Origin of the sequence: Dolomitihabitans soli (genome assembly GCF_022213955.1) — a bacterium.
GTDB classification, from domain to species: Bacteria; Actinomycetota; Actinomycetes; order Streptosporangiales; family Streptosporangiaceae; genus Streptosporangium_A; species Streptosporangium_A soli.
In genome coordinates, this window is record NZ_JAKNTW010000003.1 from 242,260 (window position 1) to 259,097 (window position 16,838).

Genomic DNA, 16,838 nt, shown 5'->3' on the forward strand with positions numbered 1-16,838 from the left:
CGCGGTGGAAACGCCTCGTCACCCCCCCCTGGGCGCCGCCACCACCGAGCGGTAGAAGTCGCGGGCCTGCTCCAGGACCGCGTGGTGGTCGGCGAGGTCGGCGGTACGGGTGGCCGGATCGAAACGGCCGTGCCGGGCCACGAACTCCTCCAGTGTGTCGAGGAAGTCCAGGCACCAGCGGGCGTCAGCCGTACGGGCGACGCGCCGGCCGGCGACGTCGACGTACACCGGTGAGGTGTGGGCCAGCACCGACTGGTCGAGCGTGTTGGGGTGTCCCGGGCCGCGTGCCACGGCCGCGATCCAGGTCGGGCCGTTCCGCAGCTCCGTCGAGAAGCGCAACTCCGACACCGCGTGGAGCTCGGCGATGACCCCGTCCGGCCCGGTGACCGTCAGGTGGTCGGCGCCCGGCCCCTGCAAACGTGCGCGGATGTCGAGTTGCTCGCCCGCCGCCAGATCGAGGACGGCGCCGGGCCCCTGCCCGTTCACCTCCAGCGTGAGCCACGGCCCGTTGGTGACGGTCGTCCGGCCACCGCGGATCGCCTCCTTGAACGCCGCCACCGACAGTGGCTGATCGTCCAGATGGGCGTAGACGCGACCCCAGCCCGGCGGGTTGGACGCCGTGTCCAGGCGCGAGAACGACAGGAAGGTGTCGGTGCCGGCGGTGGCGGCGAGACGGAGCCCGCACGACAGCAGGCGATGGTAGAGGAACACCGCGCCCTCGTCGTCGAAGGGAGAGATGAGATCGACGGAGTCGACCAGCCCAAGCGCGGCGTCCGCGACCAGCTCACGGGCCTCCACCGAGCGCGGGCTCGTGAAGAAGCGGCCGGTGGAACCGTCGGCGGGGAACTCGGTGAACGCGGGATGGGCGTAACCGACCGTGGCGCCCAGTCCGCGGAGTTCCTGGCATGCGACGCTGTTCGGCGGCCAGTCATGCGGGTGGTCGGAGCGTTCGTGGCCGGTGTGGTACCGGGTCGGGGGTGCGCTCGGGCCCAGGGCGTGCACGTGTCCCAGCAGATCGTTGCGGTACTCCACGCCCATCTGGGCCACCGCCTCGCCGGTCGACCACGGCAGGTCGACGCCGGCGAACCCTTCGAGCATCTCCCGGTCGTAGATGAGCGAGGTCTGGCTGTTCGCGGCCACCAGGTTGACCAGGTGCAGCCCTTCACCGAGCTGCATCCGGGCGGCGTCGGCCGGGGTGCAGACGAGGTCGCCGCTGTAGTTCATGTGGACGTGCAGGTCACCGCCGTACCAGCCGTCGGCGGCGGGGTCGTGGACCCTGGCGGGGTCGCACCGCACGACGTGCGTCTCACCCGCGTCGGGACGCACGTCCATCTCGGCCCGCTCGAACTCGATGCCACGGGTGCACGCGACGTTCAACGGCCCGGCCGGCACCGCGAGCGTCAGGTCGTGGCCGTGGAAGAAGGGCCGGTGGTGGGCGTCCCACTTCGCCGGCACGCCTTCGGGGAACCAGGCCCCGCCACTGGGGTCGGTGACCGACCAGCGCGCGCAGCGGGGTGAGGACAGCTGGAGCCGGGCCCCGGGCGAGGTCTGGATCGCGCCCTCGACGCTGATGCTCTGGTCACCGTGGGTAATCGTGAACACGGGGGCGGCGCCGTCGAGCCGGACCGTCTCGACCTGGGCGCCGCGCGGTGGCACACGTACCTCGGCGCCGGCGACGGTGAGGGAGACGGCGGTGTCCAGCTCCGACTCGATGACGACGTCGATGTCGATCCCGTGGCCCGCGATCGCGGTCCTGGCGGGGCCGACGTCGGCGCGCGGTGTCCCGCCCTCGTCCACCCGGACCATGACGATGCCCGCCGGGACGTCGTCGCCGATCACCGCGCGGACGGCCTTCGGCCAGTTTCCGGTGGCCGCGAAGGCATCGTAGATCGGCCCGAAGAGTGAGAAACGAATCCATTTGAAGAGATCGATCTGGTCGTCGCCCCAGTCCCACCCGCGCTCGTCGCGGAGCCGCCGATAGTGGGCCAACGACTCGATCACCTCAGGGGGCAAACCCAGGGTCTCGGTCTCCTCGCAACACATGCTTCGAGCTTTTCACACGCTCCTGCCTCCCCCTTGGCGGCGTCCCGGGTTGCACACAGAGTGACGGGGTACGAAATCGAGTGAATCGTTCAGGGGGGAACGAAATGATCAAAATGCTTCACAAGATGGGCGTGCGATCGAATCTGATGTACATGGCGGGGGTCGCCTCCATCGGGTTGTCGGCCGCAGCCTGGATGGTTTCCAGGACCGGGGAGAACGCGGGAATCGACCGGGCCGACCGGTGGGGGATCTTCGTGGGGCAGTGGGCGCCCACGTTCTTCGCCATGGGGGTGGCGCTACGGATCGAGGAGACGCGCGCCGAGGTGCGCTCCGAGGAGGAGGAGAGCATGGACGGCTACCGCCGCGAAGCCACCAGGATGCCCTCCCGCGCCGGGGTCTGAGCCCGACCTTGGCCAATCGGTCCGCTGCCGGCCAGTCCTGCGGCGGACCTCCCATGTGCGAGACACCGAGCCGGATGGATGGCTCTAGTCGTGGGGCTTGGTGAAGCGTGCCTGGCGGGCGGCCTTGACGGGTTCGGAAAGCATACGGTTGATCAGGACGCTGCGTTTGGTGGCGCGGTCGCCTCCGACGACGTGATCCTTGCCCGCCATGAGGGCGTCGAAGCCCTGCCGTGCGACTTCGGCACGGCTGTTCTTCTTGGCTTCGGGGCCGAGCGCTGTGTTGTCCATGCCAGCGCGGGAGTGGAATTCGCTGTCGGTGGCGCCGGGCAGGAGGGCGGTGACGCTGACGCCGTGGTCCTTGAGTTCGTGGCGGAGGGTCTCAGCGAACATGAAGGTGAAGGCCCGCGAAGGGCCGTAGACGGTCTCGTAGGGAGTGGGCGTCGTGGCGGAGATCGATGAGGTGATCAGGATGCGGCCGCGGCGACGGTCGGCCATGTGGCGGGCCACGCGCTTGGCCAGGTGGACGACGGAGGTGACGTTGAGCGACAGGATGCTGAGTTCTTCGTCGAGGTCGGTGTCGAGGAAGGCTCCGCCCAGGCTGCGACCGGCGTTCAGGACGGCCGCCTCCACCGGCCGGCCGGTCCCTTCGGCTGCCTGCCAGACGTCCTCCACTCCCTCGTAATCGGCGAGGTCGGCCTGGACCGCGACAACGTGGGCGCCGTGCTGTTCGAAGTCGGCCATCACGCTATGGATCTTGTCACTGCGGCCGGTGGCCACAAGGTCGTAGCCGTTGCGGGCGAACAGCAGGGCCAGTTCGTAGCCGATCCCGGACGAGGCGCCGGTCACCAGCGCCAGTGGGCGACGGGAAGAGGCAGTGCTCATGGTGTACTCCTTTGGGCGATTTCCTCCCGTCGCAGCTCCGGCACCCGCCGGTACGTGCCACGCTCGGGCACCTCGGCCGAATCGAGGGCGACGGCGGCGCACCGTCTGCGCAGAAACTCGCTCAGATCCTCATTTCGGGCCATGTCTTTGACCCTGCCTGTCCCACCCCGCTGCCGCACAGGCCGGTAGAAGGGTCGCTTCGTTCGGGGAATTCGCTACCCATGCAGGTCAGCGCCATGCATCCGGCATAGGGTCGTGATCCTCTTGATCATCGTCTGGGCGCCGTGTCAGGCGGTGACGAGGTGTTCGGGCCGGTCGCGGCGGGTGTGGAGGTCCCAGTAGATCTGCGCGATGTCGTCCGGGGCGGCGTGCGGGACGCCTTCGGGGGCGGTCGCGCCGATGAAGAGGTTGATGGCGGGCGAAGGCAGCACGGCCGCGGCGACCGGCGACCGACCCCGACCTGGCGCATATTCGCCAAGGCCCGCATGCACGCCATCCACGTCACCAAGCTGCTGCGCGCCCTGCATCCCGGCCGAACGCCTGCAAGGGCCCGTTGCCCCCCGCCCAGGCGGCAGGGAAGCGTGGGCGATCGTTTGCCGGGGCTTTGGAGTGGCTTCACCTGGTGGACGGGCGTAACGCGAAGGATCTGACTCGCAATTACCGACAATAGGAGCATTGCGTGCGATTCCCCCTTCGCGGCGCGGTCGTCGCCGCGGCTATCGCCGTTCTCGGCGGCACCCAGGCGGTCGCCCAGGCCACGGCCGAGCCGACCCCCGCACAGCCGGATGGCGCGCAGACCGCAGGCCGTCACCGTGACGCCGTTGACGTACAGCTGCTGTCCATCACCGACTTCCACGGCTACATCCGCCCCCACACCGACGCCGCCAACGGCACCATCAAGGACGCCCAGGGCAACAGCATCGTGGTGGGCGGCGCGCCGTACATCTCGGCTCATCTCATGAACTTGCGTCAGGGCCGGCGCAACACCGTCACCTTCACCACAGGAGACAGTTTCAGCGGCTGGCCGCCGGAGGTGGCCAGACTGGCCGACGAGCCGACGATCGAGTTCCTGAACAAGATCGGTGTCGAGTTCTCCGCGGTGGGCAACCATGAGCTGGACATCTCGCTGGAGTTCCTGCGCGACCACATGGGCAAGGGCATCTGTTTCGGCACGCGCGGCCTGGACAGTTGCTTCCCCGATTCCGACGGGCGCCGTTTCAGGGGCGCGAAGTTCGACTTCTCGGCGGCCAACGTCACCCGCAAGGGCAGCACGCGGCCGGCGCTCAAGCCTTATGTGATCAAGTACTTCCAAGGCGTGCCGGTCGGGTTCATCAACCTGACGACCACGACGACGGTGGAGGGCTCGACGTCGTTCCAGCCGTCGCTGGACAACCTGCCGCTGGTGGAGACGGCCGACAAGTATGTGGCCGAGCTCAAGCGCCGCGGCGTCGAGGCGATCGTGGCGAACGTCCACGAGGGCGGTACGGCCGGCGACGTCTACGACCGGTGCAACGCCGACCCCACCGGCCCTGTGATCGACTTCGCCCGACAGGCCTCGGCCGAGATCGACGCGATCGTGACGGGGCACTGGCACGCGCCGTTCAACTGCGCGATCCCCGACCCGGAGGGCAACCCGCGCCCGGTCGTCGAGGCCGCCTTCCACGGCAAGCTGATCAACGAGCTCAATTTGAAGATCGACCGCGGCACCCGGGAGGTGATCAGGGAGGCGACGGTCTCCACGAACCATCCCGTCACCAGGGACGTGACCCCGGACCCCGCGATGGTCAAGCTGGTGGACCACTGGGTGGCGGCGGAGAAGCGCATCTCGGCCCGCCAGGTCGGCACGATCACCGACGACCTGACCAGGACGCGCGACGCCGACGGCGAGAGCACGCTCGGCAACCTGATCGCCGACGCCGAGCGCGCCGACAGCGCCGACGCCGACCTGGCCATGGTGGCGGTGGCCCCGGTGAAGGGCTCCAACTCCCTGCGCGGCGACCTGCGCTTCGCCAAGGGTGCCGACGCGGCGGACAGCGACGGCGCGGTGCTGTTCGGCGAGGCGTGGAACGCCTGGGGCTATGCCAACCCAGTGGTCACAGTGAGCGTGAAGGGCAGCCAGATCGAGCAGGCGCTGGAGCAGCAGTGGCAGACGCAGCCGAACGGGACCGTCCGGTTCGCCCCACTGGCCGTATCGAGCAATATCCGCTTCTCCTATGACACGAGCAAGCCGGTTGGCGACCGGATCGCGCCCGAGAACGTGCTCATAGACGGCAAGCCCCTCGACCCTGGCGCCACCTACCGCCTGGCCGCCCTCGCCTACACGCTGCTCGGCTCCGACGGCTACACCGCCTTCGCCGGCTACACCGACGCGGTCCGCGGCAGCCGGGACTACGAGGCATTCCGCGCCTACTTCGCCAAGGGCCCCGTTTCCCCGCCCGCCCTGGATCGCGCCGCCGCCCTGACCACCCCCTGAGCCCGACTCAGACGCTTGATCGCGCCCAAGGCCACGCCTTTGGCGCGGGCTTGGGCGCGGGCTTGGGCGACGACGGCCCGGACTTCGGGAGTGACCAACGGCTGTCAGCTCGTTCTTCAACCCCGGGGACCGCGGGTTCGCCCGCGGTCCCCTCGTGGTGAGATCCACTCCAGTGGGATCCGGCCGGCAGGGGCTCGACCGCTTCATTCCTGAGCGTAGGCCCGCGGCTTCAGGCGCCCGCCGGCCCGCTGTAGTCGGTGGCGGCATAAACCTGCAGGAGCCTCTCGACTCCGCGCAGGAAGGTCTCGCAGATCAGCACCGGGTCGAACAGGCAGCCGGCGGCCATGGCGCCGTCGCGCATCATCACGAAGTGGCGGGCGGCGGGCTCGGCGCCGGTCTCCTGGATCTTGGCCAGCAGTTCCGTGACGGTTTTCAGGAACCATTGGCGGTGGGCGAGCACGGCCTTGCGCACCGGGGACTCGGGGTCGGGATACTCGGCGGCAGCGTTGAGGAAGGCACATCCCCGGAAGCCGGGAGACTGGATGCCCTGGGCGATGGACGTGCTGAGGGCCCCGATGGTGTCGGCGGCCGGTAGTCCGGCGGCGACGGCCTCGTCCGCCTGACCCCGCATGGCTCGGTCGACCTCGTTCAGATAGGCGAGGACAAGGTCTTCCTTGCCGGGGAAGTGCCGGTAGAGGGTGGCCCGCGTCACCTGCGCTTCGGCGACGATGCGATCGATGCCGACGGCGTGGATGCCCTCCGCGTAGAAAAGCCGGGTGGCCGTGTTGAGCAGCCGAGACCGCGCTTCGGACGGCCGGCCTTCGGATTGGCTGGGCATACCGCCATCCTAGGGGATAGAACGTTCGGTCTTGACAGTCTGCGTTGCGGGTTGCCATGCTGTGCCGAGACAGAACGTTCGGTCTAGCGATTTCTCTTGTGCACGTACGCACCAGGGGCGTCGCGCAGCGCCATCCGTCGGCACGAGCGAGGCGGCAGACCATCCCGTCCTGGTGCCTGGTCAGCAGGCAGGATCAGGCCATCGCTGGTCGCCCACCTGATCGAGAAGGCCGACCGCGGGACGCGCTGAACCGCTCTCCTCGTCACTCATCCACTGAAAGGATCATCGTGAGCACTATCGCTGCTTCGCCCGGTATTTCCGAGACCGCGTCCGCATTGCGGCGGCTGTACTTCGTCCGGTTCGCGTTCGCCATCGTCTGGGCCCTCGTGATGTTCACGACCGCCTCGAAACTGGGTCCGTTCGCAGTCACTCTGCTCGTGCTCTACCCGCTGTTCGACGTGGCCGCCGCCATCATCGACGCCCGCGCGTCGCGCACCACCGGATCACCTGCCCTGCTGTACGTGAACATCGCGGTCAGTCTGATCACCGCCATCGGCGTGGCCATCGCCTGCGCGTCCGGTATCCCGGCGGTGCTGCGCGTGTGGGGCGCCTGGGCGGTCGTGGCCGGGCTGGTCCAGCTGATCGTGGGTGTCACTCGCCGCAAGATGGGCGGCCAGTGGCCGATGATCATCAGCGGCGGCATCTCCGTACTCGCCGGTGCGTCGTTCATCGTTGGCGCCTCCGCTGACAGCCCGACGCTGATCAACGTGGCCGGCTACGCCATCCCCGGCGGCATCTTCTTTCTCATCTCGGCCTTCCGTCTCGGCCGCGCCGCGAAGGGAAACGCCTCTATCCCCGATGGGAGGCCGAGCGGCCCTGACCAGAAAAGCGGGGCACCATTTGTTAATTGACGGCAATCATGGTCTCGCCGTACATGGTTCAGGTGGCCGACTCATTCTCGTGACGGTCACAGGCCAAGGCCGGCATGGATGGGGAAGGCGGCACGGAAATACGGACTTCGAGGGCGGGTCTCTCTCTTTCTTTGCCCTCCACGCCAGGGAATGATGTCAGTGATGCACCAAAGGGCTGGCGTCCGGCGGCCGGTAACGAATCGAGGCGAACGCTTCCTGGGCCGTATCGTAGACGGGTAGTCGCCCGGACAGGCCGGTAATCGTCAGCAGGCGTGCGAGTTGTGGTGACGGGCTGATGAACAGCACTGTGTGTTCGAGGCCGGTGAACCGTTTCCACATCCCGATGAGAGCGCCGAGGCCGCCCGAGTCGATGAACGCCACATCTGACAGGTCGACCAGCACCGTGGGCAGCGGACTCTTCAGATTGGCTTCCACCCACGCGCGCAGGGGGAGCGCGGAGTGGTAGTCGAGATCCCCGCTCGGTCGCAGGACCAGCGCGCCTTCCTCAGCCGCTTCCAGAAGCTGGAACGTATCGAGTCTCACTGGTACCACTTCCTATCACTTCTGTACGGTTTCCCCCACGAAACGGGCAAGGAAACACCGGTGGCCTGGATATCCGGGGCGAGACCGCGCATCGCAGCAGGTCAACGCCACCTGATGGCGCTGTCCATGGGACGGTTCCTTGCCTCATGGGACCACCCGGCACAGGACCACGACAAGATCCAGGACGCGGGCGCATCGATTGACGGAGGCCCGCCGGCGGAGGCCGTGCTTCTGACGTTTTGCGGCGGCGCTACGCGAGGTTTCGGTCAGCCCGGCAGCAGGCTTTCAGGAATGGATGAAGAAAAGACGCGACGCTGGTGCCGGATATCGATCCACCGCATGATCGCGCTGACGGCGATGCCCGCGCCGCTGAGTCCGTCGCCGGGTGGCACTTTGGGCAGGCTGGGCCCGAAGCCAGAGGTTCACCTGGGGTAACACCGCTTGTTCAGGGCTGAGGACCTACACGTCGTCCCCCTCCCTAAATGGGTGCTGGACCCGATGGTGGCAGGTCGGCGGCACCGTCGAGACTGGGGCTACAGGCGCCGTATCCAGGGAGGACGTGATGGTCGTGATCGCCGCCGACCCGTCGGCGTACCTCCTGTCGCAGGTACGGCCGGCCGTCACGATGTCCCCTTCTGGGTCGTCGCGGCAGGGCTGGTCGTGGCCATGCGGCCGCCTCGGCGAGCGGATACGGCGGACGACACCGAAAGCACGGCTCGTGTTCCCGGTTCACCGCGGCCTGAGGAGGCATCCGAACATGAAAATCACCCATGCCGCCGTGCCCGGCACGGCGCATCACGGCCTCTCCCGGGCTGGACAGGGTGCCGGCCTGCTGGTGGCCGATGCCGGTCGCCGCCTCCTCTACGCACCGGCCGGCCTCGATGTGCCGCTGCGGAGTTCCGTTGTGGAGCAGGATGAGGTCGGCCAGGTTCTCGAGATCCGGCGCAGCCGGTCCACTACCGATCGGCGCGTCGTCCTGGAGCGCCGCTTCGCTCAGATCACCGGGCATGCGCCGTGACCGGACAGAGGACGACTCATCGCCCCGCTGAACGGGATGGTGCCATGCAAGCGCGCGATATCGCCGTGACGCTGCCGACGGTGACCGTCGGCGACCCGGTCGCGAAGGCCGTACGGGTCATGGCGCTTGGCCGGTTGCCCGGCCTGATCGTGGTGGACGACCAGGCGCGTCCCTGGACGGTGCTCCCGGGCACTCAGGTGCTGTGCCTGGCGGTCCCCGGGGCCTACCGGGAGGACCCGGCGCTCGCCCGAACGATCGACGAGGCGCACGCTGACCTGTTCTGGGAGGAGTTGGGCGACCTGACGGTGGGCGACTGTCTGCCGCGCCAGCCGGCGAAGCCGGTGACGGTGCAGCTCGACGCGACCCTGCTCGAGGTGGCCGCCCTCATGGCCAGGCTGCGCAGCCCGCTGGTGGCGGTCGTCGACCGCGACGGCGCGTTGGTCGGCGCGATCACCCTGGAGCGGCTGCTCACCAACCTGGCGCTGTCCGGCCTCGGCGACTGACCAGGCCCGGCGAGCGGTACCGGCCCCATCGCATCGTCGGCTGCCGGGCAGTCACCGGGCAGGCGCCGCCGATCAACCTTCCCCCGTGCGTGACGCCGCAGTGGCTCATCAGGCGCCCATCGTTCGGAGGTCGTTTCCGTGTACCGCCTTTGCGTATCGACACCGTCAGGACGTGTTCCACCGCCGAGCACCGCCCTGCTTGCCGTGAGCCTCACCCTGGCCGGCGCCACGGTCCGGGCCGGACCGCCGGGGCAGGACCGATGAGTGCGGTCATTGCCCTCATGATCTTCTCGGTGGGGTTCTTCCTCATCGCCACTGAGAAGGCGAACAAGGTCAAGGTGGTGCTCATCGCCGCGGGGGCGATGGCCGTCCTGGGCTTGCTCCCCGGTTCCCGGGTATTCTTCTCCGAGCACGAGGGCATCGACTGGAACGTCATCTTCCTGCTGTTCGGCATGATGATCATCGTCGGTGTCATCAAGCAGACGGGGGTCTTCGACTACCTGGCGATCTGGGCGGCCAAAAGGTCGAAGGGCGAGCCGTACCGGCTCATGGTGATGCTGATGGCCATCACCGCCATCGCCTCACCATTCCTCGACAACGTCACCACGATCATGCTCGTCGCCCCCGTCACCGTGGTGGTCTGCAACCGGCTGCGCATTCCCGCGCAGCCATACCTCATCGCCGAGGTCCTCGCCTCCAACATCGGTGGCGCGGCGACGCTCATCGGTGACCCGCCCAACATCATCATCGGCAGCCGCGCCGGGCTGACCTTCAACGACTTCCTCCTCCACATGGCACCCATCGTGGTGGTCGTCTTCATCGGCTTCGTGCTGTTCACCCGGGTGCTGTTCCGCAACGCGTTCGTGTACAACGAGGAGCACGTAGCCGCGGTGATGGCGCTGCAGGAACGGCGGGCCATCACCGACCCTCGGCTGCTCACGCGGTGCTTGATCGTGCTCGGCGGCGTCATCGCCGGGTTCGGGCTGCACGCCGTGATGCACATCGAACCGTCGATCGTCGCCCTGGTGGGCGCCGGGGTGATGCTGCTGGTGTCCCGCGCAGACGTCTCGGACGTCTTGCGCGAGGTCGAGTGGCCCACCCTGGTCTTCTTCATGGGTCTGTTCGTCATGGTCGCCGGGCTGGTGCACACCGGCGTCATCTCGACGATCGGAGCCTGGACGGTGGCCGCGTTCGGCGACAACCACTTCCTCGCGGCCACAACGCTGTTGTTCGGCTCCAGCGCGCTGGGCGCCTTCTTCGACAACATCCCCTACGTCGCCACGATGGCGCCCGTCGTGGAGGGCATGGTCGCCCAGACCCCGGATCCGCAGACCGGGCAGGCCCTGTGGTGGGCCTTCGCCCTGGGCGCCGACTTCGGCGGCAACGGCACCGCGGTGGCGGCCAGCGCCAACGTGGTCGCCATCGGCATCGCCGCGCGCACCGGCCACGACATCAGCTTCTGGCAGTTCACCAAGTACGGCATCCTCGTCACCGTGCTGAGCACGTTCATGGCGTGGGTGTACATCTGGTTGCGCTACTTCATCTGACGCGCCTGCGGACCACCCGCCGAAGGTCCGGCGGGCCAGCGAATGGATTGAGGTCCATTCCCCTCATTGCTGCTGCTGTGTGGTCTGGGAACTGCACTCGTTGAGATCGGCGGCACCGGGCCGGCGCGGCGGGCGTCTGCGGTGAGACGGAGTCATGGTTCGATCAGGCCGGCGCGGATGGCGTGGCGCGTCAACTCCAGCCGATCGCGCAGGCCGAGTTTGGCCAGGATGTTGGCGCGGTGCCGCTCCACGGTCTTGACGCTGATGACGAGCAGGTCGGCGATCTGTTTGGAGGAGTGGCCTTCGGCGATGAGTTTGACGATCTCCTCCTCTCGCGGGGTCAGGACGGCGTCGGGAATCGGTTCGCCGCGCTGGTGGCGTTGCAGGTAGTCGCGGATGAGGGAGGTGATCGCCCCAGGGTAGAGGAACGGCTCGCCGCGCATCGCCGCCCGGCAGGCCTCCAGCAGGTCCCGGTCGGCCACCGACTTGAGCACGTACCCGCAGGCGCCCGCCTTCAGCGATTCGAACAAGTACTGCTCGTTGTCGTACATGGACAGCATCAACAGCCGGATGCCGGGCGCGCGCCGGGAGATCTCCCGGGCCGCCTGGATGCCCGTCATCCGCGGCATGGCGATGTCCAAGATGGCCAGATCGACGTCGGTGCCGGAGCGGGTGGCCACCTCGATCGCCTCGGCGCCGTCACCCGCCTCTGCCACCACCGTCAGATCAGGCTCGGCCTCCAGGATCATCCGCAGCCCGTGGCGCACCAACGCGTGATCGTCGGCGAGCAGGATCCGGGTGGGCTGCTGATCCATGGTGATCACTTTCTCCGTGGGCGACGGGGACGGTCAGGCGCACCCGGGTGCCCGCCGACGGCGTGCTGTCGATGTCAAGGCGGGCGCCGATGAGCAGGGCGCGTTCGCGCATGCCGCGAATGCCGGCGCCCTCGCGGATCGGCCCGCTGGTGCCGTCGTCGGCAATGCTCAGCACCACGGCCTCGTCGCGCGCGCGTAGTGACAGCTCCACATGGAAGGCGTGGGCGTGCCGGGCGATGTTGGTCAGGCCTTCTTGCGCGATGCGGTAGATCACCAGTTCGGTCTCGCCGCTCAGCTCGGGCAGCGGCGAGTCCAGCACCCTGGTGACCGGCACGCCGCTGACGTGCGAGAAGTCGCTGGCCAGGGCGTTCATCGCGGCGATCAGACCCAGATCCTCCAGCACGCCGGGCCGCAGCCGGCGGGCCACCTGCCGCACTTCGTCCAAGCTGGCGCGCACGGTCTCGGTGACGGTGTGCAGGTCCTCACGCAGGTCCTGCGGGGCGCGGTCGGTGGTGCGTTTGAGGCCGAGCAGCACCACCGTCAGACTTTGGCCGATCTCATCGTGCAGCTCACGCGCGATGCGCTGCCGCTCGCCCTCCTGGGCGGCCAGGGCGTGCGCGGTACTGGCGCTGCGCTCGGCCTCCAGCCGGTCCAGCATGGCGTTGAACGTCGCGATCAGCGTTCCCAGGTCGCCGTTACCGCGGTGAGTGATGCGATCGCTGGAGCGCAGCAGGTCGACCCTTTGCATGAGCGTGGTCAGCGCGCCGAGCGGCGCCAGGCTGCTGCGCAGCAGCAGCGCGTTGGCGGTGAGCATCACCGCCAGCCCCACCGCCAGGATGAGCAACTCGGTGAGCAGGACCGGTGAGGACACCGTGGCCGGCGACAGCGCCAGCACGGTCAGCCCGGCGGCGAACACCAGCCCGTTGATCACAAAGAGCCGCCAGAACAGCGCCGAGACCGGAGAATGCGAACCCCGGCGCACGGACGATGGCGCCTGCGGGCGCCTGCTTGCCGACCCGGTCATACCTCCAGCCTCGCCAACGCCCCCGGCGTCTGTCCATCAGGAACACACCCCAATCGCACCATGCCCGCTCATGGCCCCACCTGCGGCCATCTACAGGGTTCTCACCTGCGTAAATGGGTGGCGCACCCGATGGCGTCATGCCGTGCGAACAGGCAGTCTGACCAGACGGGGAAGCCTGGCCCGGCCCCGGGAGCGCCGGGCAGGGGTGACAACGACCTGGGGAGAGGGAGGGACCATGGTCGCGATCAGCGCTCACACGACCTCCATCCCGCAGGTGCATGCCCTGGCAGAGTCTGTGGGGTGGATCCTGCTGGCCGCTCTGCCCGTGGTCGCGATCATCGTCCGGTCTCTGCGCGTCGTCGGCGAGGACGAACGGCTGGTGGTGCGCAGGCTCGGACGCCTGGCCGGCGTGCGAGGCCCTGGGCTGGTCGTCGTGTGGCCGGGACTGGAGCGGGACGTGCGGGTATCGCTGCGGCTGGTGTTTCTGGACCTGTACGTCGAGGCGATCACCCGTGACAGCGTGACGGTGCGGATCAAGGCCACCGCGGTGGCCGCCGTGGCCGATCCGGTCCGCTACGCGATGACCTCGGACGAGCCGCTGACGACGACCACGATCGCCGCCGAAGGCGCGCTACGGCAGCAGATCGCCCATTTGGATCTGGCGGATCTGCCCGCACTGGACAGCCGCAGCCGTACGCAGACAGCCACTCGGATCAGCGACGCGACCGGCCGGTGGGGGGTTCAGGTGACCCTTCTCGACATCACCGACATCCAGATCCCGCTCAAGGGCGGGCTGCTGGCCTGGGCCGAAGACCGGGCACGCCTGCCACAGCAGGAGAGACATCCGCGTGGATAGGAGACCTTCTCTCCAAGGTAGGGCCTGGCTGCGGGGGAGAGGCGGGGAGCGTGGACGGCCTGGTGCGCCCACCGTCCATAGATGGCGGGCCTGAGCTTGCCGGACTTGCCGCGGCCATGAAGGGGGGGCTGCCCTCGCGGGCGCTGCCGGTCGGGCGCCTGGAGGAGTGGGAGGCCCGCCGCAGCACCGCAGGGTCCATCCCCAGCCGCCCGGCCAGCACGTCCATCGACCGCTCCAGCGCGATCGCGGGCCATGAATAATCGAATATCCGTATCCGACCCGCCATGTCGGCGCGGATCATTGGCGCACAGAGCGAGCTAGTCCGGATTCGACGGTACGTGTCAGCTCGAAGAGTCCTCAATATGCCTTGGGAAAACTTCGAGCCGATTTGCCTGACCTGTACCGATGAGGGACTGGATGGGGGGAAGCCGGGATGCGGTTGCGGCACGTGACCAGTTGGCCTCGCTGTTGCCGGTGATGGAACGCGTGCTTGGCCCTGAACACCCGGGACGCTGGAAAAGCCCGCACCGAATTTGCTGCCTGGCGGAGGAAAGTCGAAAATCAGTGTCCGATCCGGTGGAAAATCCTCGCCGCGGACCGCGCTGTCGCGGTCCTTCCACAGCATCCACGCTCGATCGTCGTTGCCGACGAAGAACACCTGCAACCGCTCGTTCGCGGGGTAGTAGGCGGAGGTGACCGGCGCGCGGTGATCGAGGCAGGCGGGCGCGACGCCCGGCCTGCCTGACCGTCACGAACGCCTTCGCCGCTCTGCGACTGCTGCCGATGAGCGATCGGGACAAGGACATCGAGGAGCCGCGCCGAACAAGTGGCTCAGATTGCGCGCCGGCTGTGCCGGTGGGCCGCGAGGGCGACGCTCACGAGCAGGACCAGGGCCGCCGCAACTGCGAGCGCCGGGCCGACGGTCAGGTACAGCGCGGCGCCGGTCAGCGCGCCGAGAAACATCGCCACGACGGAGACGGACCGGCGAAAGGCCGCCCGCCCTGCGGCGTCGGCGGCCAGGCCGGTGAGGGTGGTGGTGAGAACGTTGGTGGTCAGATCAGGCACCGCCAGCGCGCGCACGGATGCGTTCTGCAGACCCATGCCGCAACCGAGCAGACCGATGAGCGCCGCCTGCGCCCCCGTCTCGTGGGTTCCCTCCACCAGGGCCACGACAAGGGCGGCCGTGACGAGGAGCGCGTGTGCGGCAGTAGCGGCGGCGAACGCCCGCCGCGCTTCCCTCATCCGCCTGGTCACGCGACCGGCGCTCCACGCGCCGGCCGCGAAGGAGGCGAGGGCCAGCGGCGACGCCCATTTCGACAACTCGGTGTCCCCAGCCAGGGCGAAACCGAGGAAGACGATGTTGCCGGTCATGTTGGCGACGAAGACGCGATTCAGGCCGAGGTAACTCACGGCGTCCACGAGACCGGTCACGAGGGCCAGCGGGATCAGCAGCGCGGGCAGGACACCGTGCCGGTTCGCGCCGTGGGGGAACAACCCGTCGGCGACCCACCGCAACCCGCCCTTCACCAGCCCTCCGCGACGCGCGCACGATCTCGGCGGTGCGATGGCCGGTCGGCGATCGTGCGGCCTTCGCGGCGGGGTCGCGGGCTGGCTCTCATTGTGGCTCCTTGGCGAGGCCGCGAGCGACCCCTCTCGGGAAGCTTCGTTGGTGGCGGCTTCCATCGGGTCTTTCCCCGCTGGCGGGGGTGCATTGGCCGGTCGCGGCGAGTTTCACGGTGATCGTCACCAGCGTCGCGACGGAAGCGGCCTGGCGTGTGGGGGAGGGCAGGGGCCGGCCGTCGACGCGGTGGACAACGGCGGTGATGCGCGCCCCGAGGTGTTGCCGCCGCGACAGCTCGCCGTTTCGGGTGTCGCCGTGCAGGCGATCTCGAAGCTGATGTAGTCGATGTCGGGCCGGTGGAGGATCCCGCCGCCCTCCAAGCCGGTGGTGCGGGGCGGGTTCTGCAGGAACCACAGGGCGCGGGCCTGTTCGGGGAGGAGCAGGGCGGCGAGTTCGTCCTCGCGCTGGGGAAGCCCCATGCGCTGTCTGCGGCACGCAGCATTCAGAGCGCAGGTCAAATACTCGATCAGTTCGGCCGCCGCCGGCCTCGGTTCGGCCTGCCGAGACCTAGTTTTGCCCATACTTGTCGATCACCTGATTGGCCGGTCCTCAGCCCCGGCCTAGGGTACGTCCATGGACTTCCCAGAAGACGGCGAGCGGGAGCTGATCCTGCGGACGGCGACCAGGATGTTCGCCGCGCTCGGCTACGACGGAACCTCCATCGAGCAGATCGGCGCGGCGGCCGGGGTGGGCACGCCCACTCTGACTACGCATTTCCCGAGCAAGCGCAAGCTCTACCTGGCGGTCATGGAGCAGGCCTCCCGACTCCTCAAGGCCGCCACCGTGGCGTGGGCCGAGGAACTGCGGGACGCCCCGCCGGGGGGGAAGGAGCCGGCCCTGCACCGGTTCATCGACGCGTACATCGACGTGTGCGCCGAGCATCCGGAGATTCCGCAATTGTGGGGGCATCGGTGGTTGTCCGACGCCAGCGACATCGCCGACCTGGAGGTGCGCAACGCCCAGCAGCTCACGCAGCTCGTCGTCGACAGCATCGCCACGGTCTCCAAGCCGGCCGACGCGGACGCGCTGTTCAGCACGTACGCGATGATCTGGTGCGTGCAGGGATTCGCGCTGAGCGGGGTCCTCGATGGTACAGGGCAGCGGCGCGGGATCGAGGATGAGCGGGCGTTGCGCCGCTTCCGCGCCCATATGCACCAGATGCTCGGCCGCGCCTTCGACCTGCCCACCGCATCGCCCGAGCGCCCGGGCCCGCCTGCGGGGATGGTTTAACGTAACCATCCACGTACGGGGCATTCCGGTCTTGCGCCAGCAGCCCATCCACGGCCTTAGCCGGGACACGGGGGTGGGGGGGGGGGGGGGGGGGGGCCCGCCCGCGGCCCCGGGGGGCGCCCCCCCCCCCCCC

At 68.7% G+C, this 16,838-nt stretch carries 18 protein-coding genes; 8 read left to right on the top strand and 10 right to left on the bottom strand.

The features are described 5' to 3' along the window. Positions 1 to 18: 18 nt before the first annotated feature. A complete protein-coding gene (locus MBA17_RS09245; protein WP_238495884.1) occupies positions 19 to 1,989 on the bottom strand; it encodes a CehA/McbA family metallohydrolase in 1,971 nt (656 codons plus the stop codon). Positions 1,990 to 2,147: 158 nt separating this feature from the next. On the opposite strand from MBA17_RS09245, the gene MBA17_RS09250 reads away from it, so the two are divergent. After that, positions 2,148 to 2,444, top strand: coding sequence for a hypothetical protein (locus MBA17_RS09250; RefSeq protein WP_238495885.1), 297 nt, complete (start codon positions 2,148 to 2,150; stop codon positions 2,442 to 2,444). Between the two features lie 84 nt (positions 2,445 to 2,528). Here MBA17_RS09250 and MBA17_RS09255 read toward each other — a convergent pair whose 3' ends face one another. Together MBA17_RS09255 and MBA17_RS09260 are read right to left on the bottom strand one after the other, a co-directional pair. Continuing rightward, positions 2,529 to 3,326, bottom strand: a complete 798-nt coding sequence (locus MBA17_RS09255; protein ID WP_238495886.1) for an SDR family NAD(P)-dependent oxidoreductase — start codon at positions 3,324 to 3,326, stop codon at positions 2,529 to 2,531. A gap of 287 nt (positions 3,327 to 3,613) precedes the next feature. Beyond that, positions 3,614 to 3,853 (bottom strand): hypothetical protein, encoded by a 240-nt coding sequence (locus MBA17_RS09260; RefSeq protein ID WP_238495887.1) that lies wholly within the window; start codon positions 3,851 to 3,853, stop codon positions 3,614 to 3,616. Between the two features lie 152 nt (positions 3,854 to 4,005). Between MBA17_RS09260 and MBA17_RS50325 the strand changes: the two genes are divergently transcribed. Further along, positions 4,006 to 5,799 (top strand): bifunctional metallophosphatase/5'-nucleotidase, encoded by a 1,794-nt coding sequence (locus MBA17_RS50325; RefSeq protein WP_238495888.1) that lies wholly within the window; start codon positions 4,006 to 4,008, stop codon positions 5,797 to 5,799. A gap of 229 nt (positions 5,800 to 6,028) precedes the next feature. Here MBA17_RS50325 and MBA17_RS09270 read toward each other — a convergent pair whose 3' ends face one another. After that, on the bottom strand, positions 6,029 to 6,637 hold the full coding sequence (locus MBA17_RS09270; protein ID WP_238495889.1) for a TetR/AcrR family transcriptional regulator: 609 nt from the start codon (positions 6,635 to 6,637) through the stop codon (positions 6,029 to 6,031). Between the two features lie 287 nt (positions 6,638 to 6,924). Between MBA17_RS09270 and MBA17_RS09275 the strand changes: the two genes are divergently transcribed. Next, complete coding sequence (locus MBA17_RS09275) at positions 6,925 to 7,548, top strand: hypothetical protein (protein WP_238495890.1); 624 nt, start codon at positions 6,925 to 6,927, stop codon at positions 7,546 to 7,548. A 156-nt stretch (positions 7,549 to 7,704) separates the two neighbouring features. Here MBA17_RS09275 and MBA17_RS09280 read toward each other — a convergent pair whose 3' ends face one another. Then, positions 7,705 to 8,091 carry an STAS domain-containing protein gene (locus MBA17_RS09280; protein WP_238495891.1) on the bottom strand — a complete coding sequence of 129 codons (387 nt, stop codon included), beginning with the start codon at positions 8,089 to 8,091 and terminating at the stop codon, positions 7,705 to 7,707. Between the two features lie 266 nt (positions 8,092 to 8,357). Further along, on the bottom strand, positions 8,358 to 8,483 hold the full coding sequence (locus tag MBA17_RS49290; RefSeq protein WP_274385143.1) for a hypothetical protein: 126 nt from the start codon (positions 8,481 to 8,483) through the stop codon (positions 8,358 to 8,360). 170 nt (positions 8,484 to 8,653) lie between these two features. Between MBA17_RS49290 and MBA17_RS09285 the strand changes: the two genes are divergently transcribed. From MBA17_RS09285 to MBA17_RS09295, 3 genes are all read left to right on the top strand, one after another. Further along, on the top strand, positions 8,654 to 9,109 hold the full coding sequence (locus MBA17_RS09285) for a hypothetical protein (RefSeq protein ID WP_238495892.1): 456 nt from the start codon (positions 8,654 to 8,656) through the stop codon (positions 9,107 to 9,109). 44 nt (positions 9,110 to 9,153) lie between these two features. Continuing rightward, the gene (locus tag MBA17_RS09290; RefSeq protein WP_238495893.1) at positions 9,154 to 9,612 is read left to right on the top strand and encodes a CBS domain-containing protein; all 459 of its coding nucleotides are present in this window, start codon (positions 9,154 to 9,156) and stop codon (positions 9,610 to 9,612) included. A gap of 260 nt (positions 9,613 to 9,872) precedes the next feature. Continuing rightward, on the top strand, positions 9,873 to 11,159 hold the full coding sequence (locus tag MBA17_RS09295; RefSeq protein ID WP_238495894.1) for an ArsB/NhaD family transporter: 1,287 nt from the start codon (positions 9,873 to 9,875) through the stop codon (positions 11,157 to 11,159). Positions 11,160 to 11,311: 152 nt separating this feature from the next. Here the strand turns inward: MBA17_RS09295 and MBA17_RS09300 are convergent, their stop codons facing one another. Together MBA17_RS09300 and MBA17_RS09305 are read right to left on the bottom strand one after the other, a co-directional pair. Then, positions 11,312 to 11,974 carry a response regulator gene (locus MBA17_RS09300; protein WP_238495895.1) on the bottom strand — a complete coding sequence of 221 codons (663 nt, stop codon included), beginning with the start codon at positions 11,972 to 11,974 and terminating at the stop codon, positions 11,312 to 11,314. Beyond that, entirely contained in the window at positions 11,886 to 12,956 is a 1,071-nt protein-coding gene (locus tag MBA17_RS09305) for a HAMP domain-containing sensor histidine kinase (protein ID WP_238495896.1), read from the bottom strand. The genes MBA17_RS09300 and MBA17_RS09305 overlap by 89 nt, the downstream gene beginning before the upstream one ends. Before the next feature lie 277 nt (positions 12,957 to 13,233). On the opposite strand from MBA17_RS09305, the gene MBA17_RS09310 reads away from it, so the two are divergent. Beyond that, complete coding sequence (locus MBA17_RS09310; RefSeq protein WP_238495897.1) at positions 13,234 to 13,854, top strand: SPFH domain-containing protein; 621 nt, start codon at positions 13,234 to 13,236, stop codon at positions 13,852 to 13,854. An 831-nt stretch (positions 13,855 to 14,685) separates the two neighbouring features. Here the strand turns inward: MBA17_RS09310 and MBA17_RS09315 are convergent. Together MBA17_RS09315 and MBA17_RS09320 are read right to left on the bottom strand one after the other, a co-directional pair. After that, entirely contained in the window at positions 14,686 to 15,381 is a 696-nt protein-coding gene (locus MBA17_RS09315) for a YoaK family protein (RefSeq protein ID WP_238495898.1), read from the bottom strand. A gap of 216 nt (positions 15,382 to 15,597) precedes the next feature. After that, positions 15,598 to 15,894, bottom strand: a complete 297-nt coding sequence (locus MBA17_RS09320) for a hypothetical protein (protein ID WP_238495899.1) — start codon at positions 15,892 to 15,894, stop codon at positions 15,598 to 15,600. A gap of 154 nt (positions 15,895 to 16,048) precedes the next feature. Between MBA17_RS09320 and MBA17_RS09325 the strand changes: the two genes are divergently transcribed. Then, positions 16,049 to 16,705: a TetR/AcrR family transcriptional regulator gene (locus tag MBA17_RS09325; protein WP_238495900.1), complete on the top strand. Its 657-nt coding sequence runs from the start codon at positions 16,049 to 16,051 to the stop codon at positions 16,703 to 16,705. Positions 16,706 to 16,838 lie beyond the last annotated feature (133 nt).